At 61.2% G+C, this 17,863-nt stretch carries 14 protein-coding genes and 1 tRNA gene; 8 read left to right on the top strand and 7 right to left on the bottom strand.

Translation table 11 applies throughout. The annotated features are described in order from the left end of the window. Positions 1–42: 42 nt before the first annotated feature. Positions 43–756, bottom strand: coding sequence for a fatty acid metabolism transcriptional regulator FadR (gene fadR / locus PG883_RS04075; protein ID WP_010674906.1), 714 nt, complete (start codon positions 754–756; stop codon positions 43–45). Positions 757–1,089: 333 nt separating this feature from the next. Here fadR and nhaB point away from each other — a divergent pair, with 333 nt between their 5' ends. Next, positions 1,090–2,664, top strand: coding sequence for a Na(+)/H(+) antiporter NhaB (gene nhaB / locus PG883_RS04070; protein WP_010674907.1), 1,575 nt, complete (start codon positions 1,090–1,092; stop codon positions 2,662–2,664). An 86-nt stretch (positions 2,665–2,750) separates the two neighbouring features. Beyond that, positions 2,751–3,272 carry a disulfide bond formation protein DsbB gene (dsbB, locus tag PG883_RS04065; RefSeq protein ID WP_010674908.1) on the top strand — a complete coding sequence of 174 codons (522 nt, stop codon included), beginning with the start codon at positions 2,751–2,753 and terminating at the stop codon, positions 3,270–3,272. Between the two features lie 246 nt (positions 3,273–3,518). Here dsbB and PG883_RS04060 read toward each other — a convergent pair whose 3' ends face one another. The 3 genes from PG883_RS04060 to uvrB form a co-directional block, all read right to left on the bottom strand. Next, entirely contained in the window at positions 3,519–4,181 is a 663-nt protein-coding gene (locus tag PG883_RS04060; RefSeq protein WP_010674909.1) for a DedA family protein, read from the bottom strand. Positions 4,182–4,328: 147 nt separating this feature from the next. Next, positions 4,329–4,586 (bottom strand): DUF1232 domain-containing protein, encoded by a 258-nt coding sequence (locus PG883_RS04055; RefSeq protein ID WP_041215068.1) that lies wholly within the window; start codon positions 4,584–4,586, stop codon positions 4,329–4,331. After that, on the bottom strand, positions 4,583–6,595 hold the full coding sequence (uvrB, locus tag PG883_RS04050) for an excinuclease ABC subunit UvrB (protein WP_052814371.1): 2,013 nt from the start codon (positions 6,593–6,595) through the stop codon (positions 4,583–4,585). The genes PG883_RS04055 and uvrB overlap by 4 nt, the downstream gene beginning before the upstream one ends. 132 nt (positions 6,596–6,727) lie before the next feature. On the opposite strand from uvrB, the gene PG883_RS04045 reads away from it, so the two are divergent. From PG883_RS04045 to PG883_RS04020, 6 genes are all read left to right on the top strand, one after another. After that, positions 6,728–6,803 (top strand) — tRNA-Asn (locus tag PG883_RS04045). Positions 6,804–7,574: 771 nt separating this feature from the next. Next, positions 7,575–9,260 carry an aspartate:alanine antiporter gene (locus tag PG883_RS04040; protein ID WP_029314601.1) on the top strand — a complete coding sequence of 562 codons (1,686 nt, stop codon included), beginning with the start codon at positions 7,575–7,577 and terminating at the stop codon, positions 9,258–9,260. Positions 9,261–9,436: 176 nt separating this feature from the next. Then, positions 9,437–10,963 (top strand): lytic transglycosylase F, encoded by a 1,527-nt coding sequence (locus PG883_RS04035; RefSeq protein WP_257707701.1) that lies wholly within the window; start codon positions 9,437–9,439, stop codon positions 10,961–10,963. A gap of 205 nt (positions 10,964–11,168) precedes the next feature. Further along, positions 11,169–12,134, top strand: a complete 966-nt coding sequence (locus PG883_RS04030; protein ID WP_257707700.1) for a tripartite tricarboxylate transporter substrate binding protein — start codon at positions 11,169–11,171, stop codon at positions 12,132–12,134. A 57-nt stretch (positions 12,135–12,191) separates the two neighbouring features. Further along, a complete protein-coding gene (locus tag PG883_RS04025; RefSeq protein WP_017765437.1) occupies positions 12,192–12,653 on the top strand; it encodes a tripartite tricarboxylate transporter TctB family protein in 462 nt (153 codons plus the stop codon). 9 nt (positions 12,654–12,662) lie between these two features. Beyond that, positions 12,663–14,192, top strand: a complete 1,530-nt coding sequence (locus PG883_RS04020; RefSeq protein WP_045524545.1) for a tripartite tricarboxylate transporter permease — start codon at positions 12,663–12,665, stop codon at positions 14,190–14,192. A 137-nt stretch (positions 14,193–14,329) separates the two neighbouring features. On the opposite strand, the gene PG883_RS04015 is transcribed toward PG883_RS04020, so the two are convergent. From PG883_RS04015 to PG883_RS04005, 3 genes are read right to left on the bottom strand one after another with little or no spacing between them, the layout of a single operon-like run. Beyond that, the gene (locus PG883_RS04015) at positions 14,330–14,995 is read right to left on the bottom strand and encodes a response regulator (RefSeq protein ID WP_128272607.1); all 666 of its coding nucleotides are present in this window, start codon (positions 14,993–14,995) and stop codon (positions 14,330–14,332) included. Continuing rightward, complete coding sequence (locus tag PG883_RS04010; RefSeq protein WP_043155894.1) at positions 14,996–16,579, bottom strand: ATP-binding protein; 1,584 nt, start codon at positions 16,577–16,579, stop codon at positions 14,996–14,998. It abuts the gene before it with no gap. Beyond that, a complete protein-coding gene (locus tag PG883_RS04005; RefSeq protein WP_029314606.1) occupies positions 16,576–17,787 on the bottom strand; it encodes an ROK family transcriptional regulator in 1,212 nt (403 codons plus the stop codon). Before PG883_RS04005 ends, PG883_RS04010 begins: the two co-directional genes overlap by 4 nt. Between the last annotated feature and the right edge of the window lie 76 nt (positions 17,788–17,863).

The raw sequence follows: 17,863 nt of genomic DNA, 5'->3' as shown, positions 1-17,863 counted from the left end.
AAAAAACGCGCCATCAGGCGCGTTTTTCTTGGATCAGGGCAATCAGTTGTCACACAGGTTGCTTGGCATGTCCTGACGCAGACGGGTCCAAAGCTTGCCAGACTCGATGCCGTACTGGCGTACCGTCATGAACACGGCTTCGTGATCCTTAGTTTCGGCCAGCTTGCGCAGCGTCTTGTAGTAGGCATCTGCGGTTTCCCGCGCCTGTTTGTCCGAGAAGTAGTAGCGGCCAACCCGGCTATATAAGCCCTTGAAACCGTTGAGAATCAAGGCATAGATGGGGTTGCCCGAGGCAAATGAAAGCTGGTGATGCAAACGGTAGTCGAAGTCCGCATAGGCCTCGGCCGTGTTCTCCACATCATCGGCACCCCGCAAGATCTCGGCGGCCTGTTCCGGGTTGTTGCGAATGGCGCCACGGATGAAGATGGTGCAGATGTTGGTCCGGGCGGAGAGCAGCTGTGCCACCAGATCCGGCACCTTGTCCTGATCGAGACGTGCCAGTGTCTCCAGAATGTTGAGACCGGAGGTTTCCCAGAAATTGTTGACCTTGGTCGGTTTGCCATGCTGGATGGTGAGCCAGCCATCACGGGCAAGGCGCTGCAACACTTCACGCAAGGTAGTGCGAGTCACGCCGATCAATTCGGACAGCTCGCGCTCCGCCGGTAGAATGGATCCAGGAGGAAAGCGATTGTTCCAGATGGACTCGATGATGTATTCCTCGGCAAACCCGGCAGGGCTTTGCGCTTTAATGACCATGTAATGACTCTGTTGTAGTGCGTAAAAAGGCCCCCGAATAATAGCAAAGCCGGTCATGCTGGCAAGCAGAAGGTCGGTCCTCTGCTCACATTACCCCGATCTTTTTGTTAAAAATATGTATGCGGCGACAAGTGAGGAGTCAACCAACACCAAATGATGGGAATATAAGCGTTTGCTCGCTGGGCAAGTTCAGCGACCTTATTTATAGTTATCGCTCCCTTGATTAAAATCATGTGCAATCAATCTGATACAGGTGAATATCCGGATGTTCGGCTCGGGTCGGGCTCGACTGCATAGACGCAGATATCAACAACAGAACAGAGAACCATCATTATGCCAATCAGCCTAGGGCGCGCGTTTACAAAGAACTTTTTGGGCAATGCTCCGCGATGGTACAAAATTGCCATCGTTCTATTCCTGCTGATCAACCCGATCATTTTCTACGTTGATCCCTTCCTGGCCGGCTGGCTGCTGGTTGTCGAGTTTATTTTCACCCTGGCCATGGCCCTCAAGTGCTATCCGCTGCAACCGGGCGGACTCCTGGCCATCGAAGCCGTGCTCATCGGCATGACCTCCGCCAACCAGATAAAACATGAGCTGGTGGCCAATATCGAAGTGCTTCTGCTGCTGGTCTTCATGGTGGCCGGCATCTACTTCATGAAGCAGTTGCTGCTCTACGTCTTTACCAAGATGCTGGTGCGCATCCACTCCAAAACGTTGCTTTCTCTCGCCTTCTGCCTGGTGTCTGCATTCCTCTCCGCGTTCCTTGATGCCCTGACCGTGATCGCCGTGGTCATCAGCGTCGCAACCGGCTTCTACGCTATCTACCACAAGGTGGCCTCCCGGGATGAGTCCGGCAATCTGCATCATGATGACGAAGAGATTGACGAGCTCTCCCGCCAGCATCTGAACGAATTTCGTGCCTTCCTGCGCAGCCTGATGATGCACGCCGCCATCGGTACCGCCCTGGGGGGCGTCTGCACCCTGGTCGGCGAACCCCAGAACCTCATCATCGGTGAACAGGCGGGGTGGCACTTCGGTGAATTTGCCATTCGCATGGCGCCAGTCACCATCCCGGTCTTCATCTGTGGCCTGCTGACCTGCATCCTGGTCGAAAAATTCCGCTGGTTCGGTTATGGCGCCCGCTTGCCCGAGCCCGTGCGTCACATCATGGAATCCTACGAGCGAGACGAAGACGCACAACGTACCCCGCAGGACAAGGCCAAGCTGATCGTCCAGGCGCTGATTGCCACCTGGCTTATCACGGGTCTTGCCCTCCATCTGGCTGCAGTTGGGCTGATCGGCCTGACGGTCATCGTGCTCGCGACGGCGTTCACCGGCGTGACTGAAGAACACGCGCTTGGCAAGGCATTCCAGGAGGCTTTGCCGTTCACCGCCCTGCTCACCGTCTTTTTCAGCGTGGTGGCGGTCATCATCGATCAACAGCTGTTCAAGCCGGTGATCCAGTGGGTACTGGCGGCCAAGCCGGAGGATCAGCTTGCCCTCTTCTACCTGGCAAACGGTCTGCTCTCCATGGTCAGTGACAACGTCTTCGTCGGCACCGTCTACATCAACGAGGTGAAGACCGCCCTGATCAACGGCGCCATCAGCCGCGAGCATTTTGATCTGCTGGCCGTGGCCATCAACACCGGCACCAACCTGCCGTCGGTCGCCACCCCCAATGGCCAGGCCGCATTCCTGTTCATGCTCACCTCGGCCCTCGCTCCCCTGCTGCGCCTCTCTTATGGCCGCATGGTCTGGATGGCGCTGCCCTATACCCTGGTGCTGGGGCTTGTCGGCTTTTTCTCCGTGGAACTGCTCCTCGGTCCTGCAACCGAATGGTTCTATCAGGCAGGATGGTTGCTGGATCATGGGGCACTGCCACTGCCCACCCCGTCCACACACTGATCATGAAAGGGGCTGTTCGGCCCCTTTCTTTTCAGATGGGGCTCTGCTCTAATTCAGCCACTATTTTTCTATGAGATATCAATCAGATGATCGAGTATCTTCGCCGCATTGCCAGTCATCGTCTGGCCTGGGGATTGCTGGCAGCCTCCGCTTTCGCGCTGGAACTCTGCGCCCTCTTCTTCCAGCACGTGTTGGGTTTGCACCCTTGCGTGATGTGCATTTATGAACGTATCGCCCTCCTCGGCGTACTCACGGCCGGCCTCCTCGGCATGGTCGCGCCAGAGCGCTGGTACCTGCGCTGGAGTGCCATGCTCCTGTGGGGTTACAGCGCCTTCTGGGGCCTGAAACTGGCGCTCAAGCATGTGGATTACCAGATGAACCCCTCCCCCTTCAACGTATGCGAGGGATTTGTTGACTTCCCTGCCTGGGCACCACTGGATAAGTGGGTTCCCTGGATGTTCTACCCGGACGGCGACTGCAGCGAGATCAGCTGGCAGTTCCTCGGTTTCTCCATGCCGCAGTGGCTCGTGGTCATCTTTGCCGCCTATCTGCTGGTGTTCGTCATCGTGGCTGCTGGCAACCTGATAAAAGGGCGCTGCTGCAACTAGTTCGTCACTCGACCCTAAGAAGGGAGCCCATGGCTCCCTTTTTATTTCCTCTTTATCGCCTCACGACCCCATGCCCAGAGGGCCGGATCTCCTTCTCCCTGTTCTGCCAATGAAGTGGCTGCCTGCGGGTGTGCATCATCGTAACAGGCCACAAGCGGGTCAAAGGGCGCAGCAGCGACCTGCCACTCGGCCTACCAACAAGAAGGGAGCCATCGGCTCCCTTCTTTCATGTCGTGCACGGCGATGTCACGCGCCTTCGGAGGTAGCCTTGCTGGCACTTCTCCTGGCCTTCACCATGCCGATCACCATGGGCAACAAGGAGACCGCGATGATGCCGAAGATGAGCAGGGTAAAGTTGTGGCGCACTACCGGCAGATTGCCAAAGAAGTGGCCGGCATAGACGAAGGAGAGCACCCACAAGAGCCCCCCCACCAGGTTGAACGCCAGGAAGCGGGGATAGGTCATGGCCCCCATGCCCGCCACGAAGGGGGCGAAGGTGCGCACTATGGGCAGGAAGCGGGTGATGATGATGGTCTTGCCGCCATGCTTGGCATAGAAGGCATGGGTCTTGACCAGATAGTCCCGGCGAAAGATTTTGGAATCGGGGTTGCGAAACAGCTGCTCACCGAAGAAGTGGCCTATGGTGTAGTTCACCACGTTGCCGAGCACCGCGGCGATGATCAGCACGGCGGCTAGGGTGTGCACGTCCAACACGCTGCCCACGGTGAGGGCACCTGCAGCAAACAACAGGGAGTCCCCCGGCAGGAAGGGAGTCACCACCAGCCCGGTTTCACAGAAGATGATGAGAAACAGGATGGCGTATACCCAGACGCCATAGTTCTCGAACAGCTCTTTCAGATGCACGTCAACGTGCAGAATAAAGTCGATGGCAAAGAGGATCAGATCCATTTTTTGGTACCCATGAAGTGAACGGCGTGGAGTCTACGCCAATGAGACCTGGCTCACAATCTCCCCATGGTCCCCTTTTTCGAATCCCATGAAGGGAGTCATTCAGTCCCCCCTTCTTTTCCCCTCTCCCTGAACGTAGGCTTCTGCTCACTCGGCCTTGTCCAGAGCGGCAAGCACCTCGCCGGGCAAGCATTTCTCCCAGCCCCACAAGAGGAGCAGCAACAAGGTAGCGTCGTCGAGCCAGCCAAGGAGAGGCACCACATCGGGGACAACGTCCACCGGGCTGATGCCATAGAGCAGAATAAGGATCACCAGCCCCTTCGCCCACCAGGGCGTGCCTGGGTGGCGAAAGCCTTGATAGAGGCGGCGCAAACGCCGCCAGATGAGCCAGCGTCTGGTGCTCATGACTCGATCAGCTCGCCGCGCAGCCGCTGGATCTGATCCCGCAGCGCCGCCGCCTGTTCGAACTCCAGATCCCGCGCATGCTGGAACATCTGCTCTTCCATCCGCTTGATCTCCTTGCTGATCTCGCTGGCAGAGCGGGCATGGTACTCCCCTTGCGGTTCGGCAGCCTTGCGACTCCCCTTGCCCGCCTTGCCCGCCGTGCGGCTGCCCCCCATGTCCATCACATCGCCGATGGCCTTGTTGAGCCCCTTCGGCACGATGCCGTGTTCCAGGTTGTGGGCGTGTTGCAGGGCGCGGCGCCGCTCGGTCTCTTCGATCGCAACCTTCATGGAGTTGGTGATGGTATCCCCGTAAAGGATCACCTTGCCGTTGAGGTTGCGCGCTGCCCGGCCGATGGTCTGGATGAGGGAGCGGGTGGAACGCAGGAAGCCCTCTTTATCCGCATCCAGAATGGCCACCAGGGAGACTTCCGGCATGTCGAGTCCTTCGCGCAGCAGGTTGATGCCCACCAAGACGTCGAACTTGCCAAGGCGCAGGTCGCGGATGATTTCCACCCGCTCCACGGTATCAATATCCGAGTGCAGATAGCGCACCCGTACCTCGTGATCCGCCAGGTATTCGGTCAAGTCCTCCGCCATCCGCTTGGTCAGTGTCGTGACCAGCACCCGCTCCTCCACCGCCACCCGCTTGCGGATCTCGGAGAGCAGATCGTCCACCTGGGTGCTGACCGGCCGCACTTCCACCTCAGGATCGAGCAGGCCGGTGGGACGCACCACCTGCTGCACCACGTCACCGCCTGACTTCTCCAGCTCGTAGGGGCCGGGGGTCGCCGAGACGAACACCGTCTGGGGCATCAGCGCCTCGAACTCGTCGAACTTGAGGGGCCGGTTGTCCAGCGCCGAGGGAAGGCGGAAGCCGTACTCCACCAGGGTCTCCTTGCGGGATCTGTCCCCTTTGAACATGGCGCCGATCTGCGGCACCGTGACGTGGGATTCGTCGATGATGAGCAGGCCGTCCCCCGGCAGGTAGTCAAACAGGGTGGGCGGCGGCTCACCCGGTGCGCGGCCGGAGAGGTAGCGGCTGTAGTTCTCTATACCGGAGCAGTAACCCAGCTCCTGCATCATCTCCATGTCGAACTGGGTGCGTTGGCTGATGCGCTGCTCCTCCACCAGCTTGTTGAGGTTCATCAGCTGCTCGCGCCGCCCCTTGAGCTCCTCCTTGATGTGCTCGATGGCACCCAGAATGGTCTCCCGCGGGGTGGCGTAGTGGGTCTTGGGGTAGATGGTGTAACGCACCACCGTCTGCTCGATGGCGCCGGTCAAGGGATCGAACAGGGAGAGGCGTTCTACCTCTTCATCAAACAGCTCCACCCGCAGGGCCAGCTTGTCCGATTCGGCGGGGTAGATGTCGATCACCTCCCCCCGCACCCGGAAGGTGCCGCGCTGGAAGGCCATGTCGTTGCGGGTGTACTGCAGTTCGGCGAGGCGGCGCAGGATATCCCGCTGATTGATCACGTCCCCCACTTTGAGGTGCAGCATCATGCTGAGGTAGGCCTGGGGATCCCCCAGACCATAGATGGCCGATACCGAGGCGACGATCACCACGTCACGCCGCTCCAGCAGCGCCTTGGTGGCTGACAGCCGCATCTGTTCGATGTGATCGTTGATGGAGGCATCCTTCTCGATGAAGGTGTCCGTGGTCGGCACATAGGCTTCGGGCTGGTAGTAGTCGTAATAAGAGACGAAATACTCCACCGCGTTGTCGGGGAAGAACTCCTTCATCTCCCCGTAGAGCTGGGCCGCCAGGGTCTTGTTGGGGGCCAGTATCATGGTGGGACGATTGAGGGTCGCGATGACGTTGGCCATGGTAAAGGTCTTGCCCGAACCGGTCACCCCGAGCAGGGTCTGATGGGCCAGTCCCGACTCGATGCCATCGAGCAACTGGGCGATGGCCCTCGGCTGATCCCCGGCGGGTTGAAACTGGCTGGCCAACTGGAATAACTTGCTCATGACGACTCCCGGCAAAAAACGGCAAGGGAGCAGTGTACCCCGAGTTGAAGGAGCTGGGTATCCGCTCACCCTCCCTGATGGCTATTGACCCCGAAATACGACCTCTGTATGATGCACCTCCTTGCCTGATATTCCCCCGTAGTTCAGTCGGTAGAACGGCGGACTGTTAATCCGTATGTCACTGGTTCAAGTCCAGTCGGGGGAGCCAATTCCTCACCATCTCGGTGCAAGTTATCCACTTTAGTGCTTTTCTCTTCCAATTTTAATGCACAAGCCCTTCCCTGCGGCCTGACTCCCTTTTGATCTCCCGATACTGACCAGCAGCGTTTTGTTCTGCTGCACATAACTATTTGATTTTTATAGAAACAATTTATTGCAGGTATTTTTTGAACAGTCCTTGCAGCCCAGTATCGGCGCGGCTTTCAGCCTGATCGCCAAGTTTCATGAACAGGGTTATCCACAGTTTCTGTGGGTAACTTGACCAAAGCCACGGTTCATCTGGGCTGGCAGCCATTGTCCCCGGTTTGCGCTGGCTGCCCCCGCTCTTCCCCATTTTCTGCTGTTTTTCCCTTCCCCCCTAAATGGGATGAATCGACTCGCGGTGCTGCCCGTGGGGGATTTTTTTTCGCTATGCCGCATCCTGCGGGTCAGCCCTCGCCGGATGAGTCATAAGTCTCTTTTGTAACCCTTCAATTTCCTCAGTGGAAAATGCTGAAAAACGTGCCCGTTTGCTCCCCATGCAGCAGGTAATAAATTGTCCACAGGAGTGTCATCCCCTCTCTGCTCGACAGCATATTTCACTCATTGACAGCGGGCCTTGCAGCGTAAAATAGAGGTGTTTTCCCCAGCCCCCCCTCACATCCCTATCTTCACCGAAGAGACCAGCACTTAACTGGCTGTTAATCCGCTTTGGCGCTTCTTTCTTGATACAGGATCCGGCACAATATCGGCCCCACTTTTTTCCTCGGTTTTTCCGGGCATGACCATAGATTTCGTGACATTGCTACATCAAAGCGACTCCCTGCTGCTGTTCGTGGTACTAGCCTTCGGGCTGCTGCTGGGCAAGGTACGCATCGGCAACTTCCAGATAGGCAACACCATAGGCGTGCTCTTCACCGCCCTGCTGTTTGGCCAGATGGGATTCCAGTTTTCCACCTCCACTGAAAACGTCGGCTTCATGCTGTTCATCTTCTGCGTGGGGATTGAAGCGGGGCCGCACTTTTTCAGCGTCTTCCTTCGCGACGGCATCCACTACATCACCCTGACCCTGGTGATCCTGCTGTCGGCCCTGCTGCTGACCGTGGGGCTCGCCAAGTTCTTCAATCTGGGGCCCGGCATGGCCGCCGGCATTCTGGCAGGTTCCCTCACCTCCACGCCGGCCCTGGTGGGGGCACAGGACGCCCTGCGAAGCGGATTGCTCAACCTGCCCCACCAGACCGACATGCAGTCGGTGCTCGACAACATGGGGATAGGCTATGCCCTGACCTACCTGGTGGGCCTGGTGGGCCTGATGCTGGTGGTGCGCTACCTTCCTTCCCTGGCCAGGCTGGATCTCAACACCGAGGCCCAGAAGATCGCCCGCGAGCGGGGGCTCTCCGACAGCGAGAGCCGCAAGACCTATCTGCCCATCATCCGCGCCTATCGGGTCGGCCCAGAGCTCGCCGCCTGGATCGGCGGTCGCACCCTGCGCGAAACCGGCATCTATCCCCACACCGGCTGCTATGTGGAGCGCATTCGCCGCAACGGCATTCTGGCCAGCCCCGATGGTGACGCCGTCATTCAGGAAGGGGACGAGATCGCCCTGGTGGGCTACCCCGAGAGCCACGAGAAGCTCGACGTCAACTACCGCAACGGCAAGGAGGTGTTCGATCGCAACCTCCTTGACCTGCAGATCGTCACCGAAGAGATCGTGGTGAAGAATGATGCCGTGGTGGGTCGCCATCTGGTGGAGCTCAACCTCACCGAGAAGGGATGCTTCCTCAACCGGGTGGTGCGCTCCCAGATAGAGATGCCCTTTGACCGCAACATCATGCTGCAAAAGGGCGACGTGCTGCAGATCAGCGGTGAGAAGCAGCGGGTCAAGCTGCTGGCCAACAAGATAGGCTTCATCAGCATCCACAGCCAGACCACGGATCTGGTGGCCTTTGCCACCTTCTTCGTGCTGGGCCTGCTCATCGGCTCCGTCTCCCTGGTGTTCGGCCAGATAGAGTTCGGCCTCGGCAATGCCGTCGGCCTGCTGCTGGCGGGGATCCTGATGGGCTACCTGCGTGCCAACCACCCCACGGTGGGCTATGTGCCACCAGGCGCCCTGCGCCTTGCCAAGGATCTCGGTCTTGCCGTCTTCATGGTGAGCACCGGCCTCAAGGCGGGGGGCGGCATCCTCGATCACCTGAGCGAAGTGGGGATGGTGGTGCTCTTCTCCGGCATGCTGGTGACCACCTTGCCGGTGCTGGTAGGCTACCTGTTCGGTGTCTGGGTGCTCAAAATGAACCCGGCCCTGCTGCTCGGCGCCATCACCGGGGCTCGTACCTGCGCCCCGGCCATGGACGTGGTGAACGAGGCGGCCAACAGCTCCATCCCGGCGCTCGGCTACGCCGGCACCTATGCGGTGGCCAACGTGATGCTGACCCTGGCGGGCTCCTTCATCATCGGCTTCTGGTTCTAGCCAAACGGGCCCGCAACACGCAGAAAAAGAGGAGCCTCGGGCTCCTGTTTTCATGGGCGGGCACTCCTGGATGGAATAGTGAAAATCGTGCTATGGGGACGGGTCTATCAAACCCAATAAGCTAAATCCCCCACAAGTCGCCACTTACACTCAATAAAACGAGTGAGGTGTAAGTGATGAAACGCGCATGGATGATTGTGATCTGGTGGTTCTGCTCCCTGACGCCAGCCTGGGGGGCCGAATCCGGCAAGCAGGTGGCCCCCGAGGCAGAGACGGAGAAAAGCGCCCTGAGCTTTGCAAACGACGAGCTTGCCAAACCCAGGCTGGGAGATCTCGACGTCATGCTGGAGCAGCGCACCATCCGAGTGCTCACCACCTACAACAAGACGGGATTTTTCATCACCAAGGGCGTGCAACGGGGGGCCACCTACGATGCCTTCATGCAGGTGGAAAAGCGCCTCAACGAACAGTTGCGCAAGCAAAAGGCGATCAAACGCCACCTCAAGGTGCACTTCGTCTTCATTCCCGTGGCCCGGGAAGCCCTGCTGAGCTCCCTCATCGAGGGCAAAGGCGACATCGCCGCCGCCAATCTCACCATCACGGACAAGCGCAAGCAACAGGGTATCGCCTTCACCGATCCCCTGCTTGAAAACGTGCGGGAGCTGCTCGTCTCCGGCCCCCTCTCCCCCAAGGTGGAAAGCGCCGCCGATCTCGGGGGCCAGCGCGTCTTCGTGCGCCCCTCCTCAAGCTACTACGAGAGCCTGCTCGCCTACAACCAGGCCCGCAAGTCGGCGGGAGAGCCCCTCATCGACCTCCAGCCCGCCTCGGAGGTGCTCGAAGATGAAGATCTGGTGGAGATGGTTAACGCAGGACTGCTCCCCTTCATCGTCATGGACGAGCACAAGGCCCGCTTCTGGCAAAAGATTTTCCCCGGGATCACCATTCACGACGCCCCCGTGTTCCGGGAAGGGGGCGTCATCGCCTGGGCGGTGCGCAAGGAGAGCCCCCAGTTGCTCGCCATGCTCAACGAGCAGCTCAAGGCGCTGCGCGGCAAGGCGACGGGAGACGAGATCCTGGCCCGTTATCTCAAGCAGAACAAGTTCGTCAAAAGCGCCGCCGCCGAGGCGGAGCGCAAGAAATTCCTGCAGGTAGTCGAGCTGTTCCGTGAATATGGCGAACGCTATGACATGGACTGGCTGCTGATGGCGGCTCAGGGCTACCAGGAGTCCGCCCTCAACCACCATGCCCGCAGCCATGTGGGCGCCATCGGCATCATGCAGATCATGCCCGCCACCGGCAAGGGGTTGAAGGTCGGCGACATCCGCCAGCTCGAACCCAATATTCACGGGGGCGTCAAATACATGCGCTGGATGATCGATCACTACTATGCGGACGAGCCCATGACCGCCCTCGACAAGGCCCTCTTCTCGTTCGCCTCCTACAATGCCGGCCCCGCCCGGGTGGCCAGGCTCCGTGCCGAGGCCAGGAAACGGGGGCTGGATCCCAACGTCTGGTTTCACAACGTCGAGTACGTGGCGGCGGAGAAGATTGGCCCCGAGACGGTCACCTATGTAGGCAACATCTACAAGTACTACATCGCCTACAAGCTGGTGATGGAGCAGATGCAACTGAGGGAGAAGGCCAGCGAGGCCCTGAAGCAGGAGAAGATGGTCGAGAAGGTCTCGGCAGCAGAGAAATCATAGGCACCTCAAACCCATGCCGGTTGCAGGCGGGGCTCCCTCTTTACCAGAGGCGAGCCCCGCTTCTTATTTCCACGTCTGCCCCTCCTTGCCCCATGACCAGAATGAACAGAATGGGCAGAACAGCCTTAATAGCCATTACGGTCAGATTGTTTTCCAACCAGACATGATTAATTAACCTTCTTGCAACAATCACAAGGAGAGCACCATGTTGCAAGGAACCCTCAAACGCACCCTGATCGGTAGCCTGCTCGCACTGAGCGTCGGCGTCCACGCCCAGATCAACGAAGTCCACTTCCTGATCCCGGGCGGCGCCGGCGGCGGCTGGGACAACACGGCCCGTGGCACCGGCGAGGCTCTGACCAAGTCCGGCCTCATCAACACCGCTTCCTACCAGAACATCTCGGCCGGCGGCGGTGCCAAGGCCATCGCCCACCTGATCGAGACCTCGGCACAGTCCGACAAGACGCTGCTGGTCAACTCCACCCCCATCATCGTCAAGTCCCTCTCCAAGGAGCTGCCGCAATCCTTCCGGGATCTCACCCCGGTCGCCGCCATCATCGCCGACTATCAGGCGCTGGCGGTCCCCCTGGACTCCCCCTATCAGAACTGGGCCCAGTTGCTGGCCGCCTATGAAGCCAATCCCGCCAAGGTGAAGATTGCCGGCGGCTCCGCCCGCGGCAGTCTGGATCACCTGGTGGCCGCCATGACCTTCAAGAATGCGGGGGCCGATGCCGGCAAGCTGCGCTACGTGGCCTATGACGCCGGCGGCAGCGCCATGGCGGCGGTGCTGGCCGGAGAGACCCAGGCCATCTCCACCGGCTTTGGCGAGGCAATGGAAGCGGTCAAGTCGGGCCAGATGCGGATCCTCGGGGTCACTTCCGACAAACGCCTGCCGGGGGCGGAGCAGATCCCCACCTTCAGCGAGCAGAACAACCCCACCATCTTCGCCAACTGGCGCGGTTACTTCGCCTCCCCCACCATCAGCCCGAAGAAATCCGCCGAGTTTGCCGCCCTGCTCAAGCAGATGTACGACAAGCCGGAATGGGAAGTGGTCCGCAGCCGCAATAGCTGGACCAACCTCTACCAGTCAGGTCCCGAGTTCACCGCCTTCCTTGACGGCCAGGAGCAGCAGATCGGCGGCCTGATGCGCGAGCTCGGCTTCATCAAATAACCCTCGCTGTCCCATCGCAGGCGGGCGCAGGCCCGCCGCTCATGTTGGAGTCAAAAGATGAACATTACCAAGGAGCGACTGGGGGGTCTGCTGTTTCTGCTGCTCTCCCTCACCTATGGCTACTACGCCACCGAGATACCGGGCTACCCCGGCGACGAATACGAACCCTTCACCGCCAGCACCCTGCCCTATGCCCTGGCAGGGATCGGGGCGCTGCTCTCCCTGCTGCTGGTGCTCTTCCCCGGGGGCGAGCCCCTGCGCCGGGAAGAGGGGGACTGGCGCCGGGTCTTCATCCTGCTCGGGCTCATGGTCATCTACGGACTGGGGCTCACCTGGTTTGGCTTCGTGCTCTCGACCATCGCCTTCCTGAGCGTGGGCATCCGGGTACTCGGTGAGCCCAGTCTGCGCTACGGCCTGATGATCAGCGTCCCCTTCTCCATCGGCTTCTGGGCCCTGCTCACCAAGGGGCTCAACGTCTATCTGGAGCCGGGTCGCCTGTTCACCCTGCTCGGTTTCTAAGGAGTCACCATGTTAGACGGAATCTTGCAAGGACTCGGCACCGCACTGCTGCCGGTCAACCTGATGATGGTGGTGCTTGGCTGCTTCATCGGCACCTTTATCGGCATGTTGCCGGGCCTTGGCCCGGTCACCGCCATCGCCCTGATGATCCCCATCACCTATGGCCTGGATCCAGCCTCCGGCATCATCTTGATGGCGGGGGTCTATTACGGCGCCATCTTCGGGGGCTCCACCTCCTCCATCCTGATCAACGCCCCCGGCTGCTCCGCCACCGTGGTCACCGCCTTCGACGGCTATCCCCTGGCCTGCAAAGGACAGGCGGGCAAAGCGCTGGCCATCGCCGCCTACGCCTCCTTCACCGGCGGCACCCTCTCCGCCATCATGCTGATGGTGGCGGCGCCCCTGCTCGCCAAGGTCTCCCTCTCCTTCCAGTCGGCGGACTACTTCGCCCTCATGGTGCTGGGCCTCTCCGCCGTGGCGGCCTTTGCCGGCAAGGGGCAGGTGCTCAAGGCGCTGATCATGGCGCTGTTCGGCATCATGATCTCCACCATCGGCATCGACCGCAGCGTCGGGGTGGACAGGTTCACCTTCGGGCTGCCGGATCTGCGTGACGGCTTCTCCTTCCTGCTGCTGGCCATGGCCACCTTTGCCCTCGCGGAGATCCTGATGGCGGTGCTGCGCCCCGGCAAGGACAACAGCGAGGAAGAGGCAAGGCAGATGCAGCAGCTCGGCAGCCTCAAGCTGAGCAAGGAAGAGGTCAGGGAAATCGCGCCTCCCATCGCCCGCTCCTCGGTGCTGGGCTTTCTCATCGGCGTGCTGCCGGGAGCCGGTGCCACCATCGCCGCCTTCATGGCCTATGGGGCCGAGCGCAACATCGCCGGCAAACAGCGCCAGGAGCAGTTCGGCAAGGGCAGCCTGCGCGGCCTGGCCGCCCCGGAAGCGGCCAACAACGCCGCCTCCACCGGCTCCTTCGTGCCCCTGCTGACCCTGGGGATCCCGGGCTCCGGCACCACGGCCCTCATCCTGGGCGCTCTGGTGGCCTACGGCATCCAGCCGGGCCCGCGTCTGTTCATGGAGCATCCGGATGTCTTCTGGTCGGTGATCATCTCCATGTATCTGGGCAACGTGGTGCTGTTGATCCTGAACCTTCCCCTCATCCCCTACCTGGCCCGGGTACTGGCGGTGCCGCGCCCCGTGCTCATCCCCATGGTGCTGCTGTTCTCCCTGACCGGGGTCTATCTGGTCTCCTTCAACACCATGGACATCCATGTGATGGCCATCGTTGCACTGATCGCCATCGGCCTGCGCCTGCTCACCTTCCCCATGGCCCCCATGCTGCTCGGCTTCATCCTGGGAGGCATGCTGGAGGACAACCTGCGCCGGGCCCTGGTGATCAACGACGGCAGCCTGAGCTTCCTGTGGGAGCGCCCCATCACCCTCGCCTTCACGGTGATCACCCTGACCATGTTGCTGCTGCCCGTCTGGCAGTGGTGGCAGGCTCGCCGGGCCCCCAAGGGGGAGCCTGCCACCAGCCACTGAATCGATGAGCCTCTGCCACCTCTGAACCTTGCCCATAACGCGCAGAGACCTTGATGCCCACGGGAAGCAAACCCTGATAAAAAGAGCGCCGAAAGGCGCTCTTTTCTTGTCTGGACAACAGGTTCCGGGCGACCGGATCACGGCTTGCGGTAACGCCGCTCCGGCCGCCCGACGGTGCCATATTCGAGCTCGGGGCTCGCCAGTCGCTGCCCCACCAGAAATTCCAGATAGCGGCGCGCCGTGGTCCGGCTCACCCCTATCCGGCTGCCTATCTCCTCGGCACTGGCGGCCTCCGGAGTCAGGGCCGCCAGCACCCGCTGCAGGGTGAGAGCATCGATGCCCTTGGGCAGTCCCTCTGCCGCAACCTGCTGCAACGGCGTACCGAACAGGGTGTCCACCGCCTGCTGATCGATGTCGGCCAACGCCGCCAGGGCGGCGATGCTCTGACGGTACTTCTCCAGGGTGTCGCGCAGCCGCTCGAACACCACGGGCTTCAAGATGAAATCCACCACCCCGAGGCGCATCGCCTCCTGCAGGGCAGCGGCTTCCCGCGCCGCGGTGAGCAGGATCACATCCAGACTCGCCCCCGCCTGGCGCAGCTCTCTCAATAGCGAGAACCCCTCTCCATCGGGCAGCCAGACATCCAGCAGCACCAGATCGGGCCGGAGGATCCCTATCTGCTCCCTGGCATCGAACAGGGTCAACGCCACCCCCAGCACCTCAAAACCGGCGAGGCGCTGCACGAAGCGGCGGTGGATCTCGGCAATGGCGGGATCATCCTCGACGATCAGGATCTTGATCACTCACACCTCCTTGGGAATGTAACAGACGACGCAACTTCCCTGCGTCGTGGCTTCGATGGTGATCTCCCCCTGCAGGGCATCCAGGGTCTTGCGCACCAGGGAGAGCCCGATACCGTGTCCTGGCTCGGGCTTGCTGCTGACCCCCTGTTCGAACAACCTGTCCGCCAACTGCGGGTCGATGCCGCCAGCCCCGTCTTCCACCTCCAGCACCAGATCCTGCCCCAGATCGCTCAGGGAAACCCGGATGGGCTGATAGGGCGCACCGTGGCGGCGGGTCGCCTCGAAGGCGTTGTCGATGAGGTTGCCCAGCACCGTTACCAGCTGGGAACCGCTGACACGGGCAGGAATATCGTGCAGACGGGCATCGGGATCGATCACGAGCTCAAGACCGAGCTCGTGGGCCCTGTGGTATTTGCCGAGCAGCAACCCCGCCACCTTGGGTTTGGCGATGGCCCCCATCAGGAAGCCGAGCAGGGTCTGCTCGGTGGCCGCCTCCCGCCCGATGAAGGCGAGCGCCTCCCGGGTGGCACCGAGCTCAATGAGGCCGGCGATGGTCCCGAGCTGGTTGTTGTGCTCGTGGGTCTGCACCCGCAGCAGATCGCTGTAGGCCTGCACCTGGGAGAGCTGGGCGCTGAGTTCCGCCAGCTCGTCCTTGCGGCGAAAACTCGACACGGCGCCGATCAGCTTGCCCTCGCGCACCAGCGGCAAGCGGTTGACGATGAGGGACTGGCCGTTGAGCACTATCTCCTCGTCAAACTGGGGGGTCTGCTCTTGCAGGATGGAGAGCATGCGACTGCCCGGCAGCAGGTGACCAATGGGCTGGCCGATGGCGCTCCTGGCGGTGGTGTCGTCCAGGCGCAGCAACTTGATGCCGTTGGGGTTCAGGGAGGTGAGGCGCCCTTGCTCGTCGATGGTGAGGATCCCCTCGCGCACCGTGCGCAGGGTACAGTCGAGCTCCGCATAGAGTCGCCCCATCTGCTCGGGTTCAAAGCCGAATATCGCCTTCTTGTAGCGCCGGGCCAGCCAGGCGGCTGCGACACTGTTGAGTACCACAATGAGCAATGTCATGGCCAGGCCAAAGCGCAAATAGCCCTGCAGATCCGCATCGATGTCCCGCACCAGATAGCCGACCGACACCACCCCGATGATCTTGCCCATCTCGTCCCGGATGGGCCCCTTGCCGCGCACCGAGACCCCAAGGGACCCTTGGGCCCTGGAGATATAGGCTTCTCCCTGCAGGGCACGCTCGGGATCATCCCCCACCATGGCTTTGCCAATCCGGTCCGCATTGGGGTGCACCAGGCGGCGTGCCTGCCTGTCCCCGATGACGATGTAGCTGGCCCCGACCTCGGCGCGGATCCGCTCCACCAGGGCATTGAGGCGGACCGTATCCGCCCGCTTCACCCCGGCGATGACGCCCGACTCCCGCGCCACCAGCCGTGCCACATCCAGGGCCTGATCCCCCACCTCACGGTAGCGCTGCTCGGCGACATAGTAGTAGCTGGCCCCGCTCAGCAACACCAGTTGCAACAGACTGACCAGACAGAGAATGAGCAGGAAGCGTCCTTGCAACCCGAGCCTCATGCCTCCTTGTCGCCTCGCAACAAGTCGAGCAGCAGACTGCCATCGCGCAGGGCCTTGTGCACCTGCACCGAGGTGGGTTTGGTGGGATCTTCGTAGAAGTGGGTGGATTCAATCTGCAGGCGCACCAGGTACTCGGCGGGCAACTGGCTTGCCAGGGACTGGTGCAACATGGGGAAGAGCAGTCGATCGGCCCGGGTGATCTCCCCCCCGAGCAGCAGCTTGCCCGGATTGAGCAGGCAGATGAGGTTCGCCAGCACCCGGGAAAGGCGGCCTGCTGCCTGGTGCAGGATGTCCTGACACAGGCTGTTGCCGGCCAGCGCCAGCTCGCACAGCTCGCGTATGGTGACGCTTTCGGGCAGATCGAACTCCTGCATCCGTTCGCGCAGCTCCCGATATTGCGCCTCCAGCGCCTGATTGGTCACGAGGGTGCAGGCGCAGCCGAAGCCACCGCAGTAGCAGCGCTGGCCATAGGGTTCGAGCTGCAGGTGGCTGAGATCCCCGAGCAGAGCCGACTCGCTCTCGATGAGCTGGCCATTGACCACCATGCCGACCCCGATGTCGTTGTGCACGAACACCAGCACCGCATCCGAGCAGTTCCTGGCGGCGCCCCACTCCCGCTCGGCCTGGATCCAGGTGCGCACGTCGCCGCTCACCAGCACGGGTACCGAGAAGGCCTCCTGTAGGGTGGGACCGAGGGGCCAGTTGCGCAGATCGTAATAGGGAAAATGCTTGACCATGCCGGAGTGGCGCTCCACCTGGCCGGGCAGGCAGAGGGCGATGCAGGCCAGACGCAGCGCCTTCTTGGGCAAAAAGCCCTCGATGGCCCGCACCAGGCTGGCCAGCAGCTCGGCACGCTCCGCCTCGTTGAAGACATGGCGATGGCGTGCCAGGGAGTGACCAGCGAGATCGAACAGGGCCATGTCCACATAGCCGCGCCCCAGGCGCATGGAGAGAAACTGGAAGCGGCGCTCGTTGATGCGCAGCAGGGTCTGGCGACGGCCACGCCCCACCGAGCTCTCGCCGCAGGTGACCACCAGGCCGCCGTCCAGCAGCTCGCGGGTGATCTTGGTGATGCTGGCCGGCGACAGGCCGGTCAGACGGGACAGATCGGTACGGGACAGCTCCTTGTGCTCCTCCAGGCTGGCATACACCAGGCCGTAGTTGAGCTGACGGATCAAATCGATACTGCCTTTCACGATCTCATTCATAGGGTTGGGGCTAACGAAAGGAACGAATGGCGCGATTTTCACACATTCTGCGCCGATCCCCAAATTTGCCGTCTGG

It is taken from the genome of Aeromonas sp. QDB25 (assembly GCF_027707725.1).
Lineage (GTDB): Bacteria > Pseudomonadota > Gammaproteobacteria > Enterobacterales > Aeromonadaceae > Aeromonas > Aeromonas caviae.
The sequence above is the reverse complement of the archived record's forward strand: the minus strand, read 5'-3'. Positions and strand labels throughout refer to the sequence as shown.